This is a genomic window from Rhodanobacter sp. OR87 (assembly GCF_000473345.1).
Classification (GTDB): domain Bacteria; phylum Pseudomonadota; class Gammaproteobacteria; order Xanthomonadales; family Rhodanobacteraceae; genus Rhodanobacter; species Rhodanobacter denitrificans.
On record NZ_AXBJ01000045.1, the window covers coordinates 1 to 1,856 of the forward strand.

Below are 1,856 nucleotides of genomic sequence, written 5' to 3' on the forward strand. Positions count from 1 at the left end.
GGGGGAGGTGTTCCCGCTCTTTTGTGCCTACTCGCTGCATGAAACGCCTCGCCTCGCTCGACGCCCTGCGCGGCTGCACCGTGGCGGCGATGCTGCTGGTCAACGATCCCGGCGACTGGGGGCACGTCTACTGGCCGCTGGAGCACGCCGCGTGGCACGGCTGCACGCCGACCGATCTGGTGTTTCCGTTCTTCCTGTTCGTGGTCGGTGTATCGGTGGCGCTGGCGATCCTGCCGCGGCTGGAGCAGGGCGCGGCGCCGTCCGCGCTGACCCGTGCCGCCACGTGGCGCGCACTGCGCATCCTCGCGCTCGGCGTGGCGATCAACCTGCTGGCGGCGTGGCTGTTGCCACAGGCGCACCTGCGCTTCCCCGGCGTGCTGCAGCGGATCGCGCTGTGCTTCGCCGGCGTGGCGCTGTTCGCCATCCATACCAAACCACGTGCGCAGTGGTGGGCGATCGCGGTGTTGCTGCTCGGCTACTGGGGACTGCTGCTGCTCGGCGGTTCGCTGGAGCCGTGGACCAACCTCGTCAGCCGCGTCGACAGCGCGGTGTTCGGCGGCTTCGTCTACCTGATCGACCCGGCGAGCGGCCGCGGCCACGACCCGGAAGGCCTGCTCGGCACCTTGCCGTCACTGGCCAGCACTCTGCTCGGCCTACACGCGGGTTGCTGGCTGCGCCGCGAAAAGCTCCGCGCGCTGCTGCTGGCCGGCATCGCCTGCCTGCTGCTCGGCGCGTTGTGGTCGCCGTGGCTGCCGTTCAACAAGAACCTGTGGACGCCCTCGTTCGTGCTGTGGACCACCGGCTGGGCCACACTGGCGCTGCTTGCCTTCCACGTACTGATCGACCGGCACGGCTGGCCCGCGCTGGGCCGCCGCTTCGGCGTCAACGCGATCGCCGCCTACGCCGGCTCCGAACTGATGCAGATCGCGCTGCCTGCGCTGGGCTGGCAGCAATCGCTCTACCAGCACGGGTTCGCCGGCTGGATGACGCCGCGCTTCGGCCCGTACCTGCCATCGCTGGCGTTCGCGCTGGCCTTCGTGGCGCTGTGGTGGCTGATCGTGTGGGCGATGGACCGGCGCGGCGTCTACCTCAAGCTTTAGGTGCATTGCGCTGACAGCGCGACAAGCTCGTGCTTCGTATAAAACGCGCGCGTGTCAGGTGCCGCCATACGTTACAAGCACGAAATCTTCCTATGGACGGCCATCGCCAGCGCGAGAACAATCGCCGTCGCCCGTCGCCGGCGGCAGTGCGAAGACGCAGCCCCGAGCGACCGATCGTATCGCCAGGGAGCGGATGGGTTTGTCACAGGGACTGTTTCGCCAGGAAGTCATCGACGCCCAACGCGGCGACTGGCTGGGATCGATCATCGTCGCCGCGCCATTGTCGCGCTGGTGGCTAAACCAATCGGGAGTTCCCCCGGCTCTGCCGGGGAGGCAGTAGAAGTTTGACGTTTACTGGAGTCCATCGGTGAAACTCCAATTCGTGAGCCGCCAAGCACACGAGAGGATAATCACCGATGGACGAGTACGAGAGCTTAAACCACACGCAATGGGAGTGCCTGCACCACGTGGTGTTCATACCGAAGTGTCGTCGTCGTACGTTATACGTCGAGCTTCGGAAGTAGCTGGGATAAGTGTTTCGCCGATTGGCCGAGCAGAAGGAGAGCCGGGTCGAAGAAGGCTATTTGATGTCGGATTACGTGCATATGATGCTGCGCATTCCGCCGAAGCATGCGGTGTCGCAGGTGGTGGGTTTCATCAAGGGACCTGATTAGCGACGACGCTCAGCCATGAAAATTGTCGACGGCGCGCAATTTCGTCTCTGGCCAAGGCTTGCACAGGGTCATGGCGCGCGCC

The 1,856-nt window shown here is 65.4% G+C and carries 1 protein-coding gene and 1 pseudogene; both read left to right on the top strand.

The features are described 5' to 3' along the window. Window positions 1-38: 38 nt before the first annotated feature. On the top strand, window positions 39-1,100 hold the full coding sequence (locus RHOOR87_RS0118385) for a heparan-alpha-glucosaminide N-acetyltransferase domain-containing protein (protein ID WP_027485851.1): 1,062 nt from the start codon (window positions 39-41) through the stop codon (window positions 1,098-1,100). A 416-nt stretch (window positions 1,101-1,516) separates the two neighbouring features. Beyond that, window positions 1,517-1,765 (top strand): annotated as a pseudogene (gene tnpA / locus RHOOR87_RS19490) (IS200/IS605 family transposase); the annotation flags it as partial. Window positions 1,766-1,856: the final 91 nt, after the last annotated feature.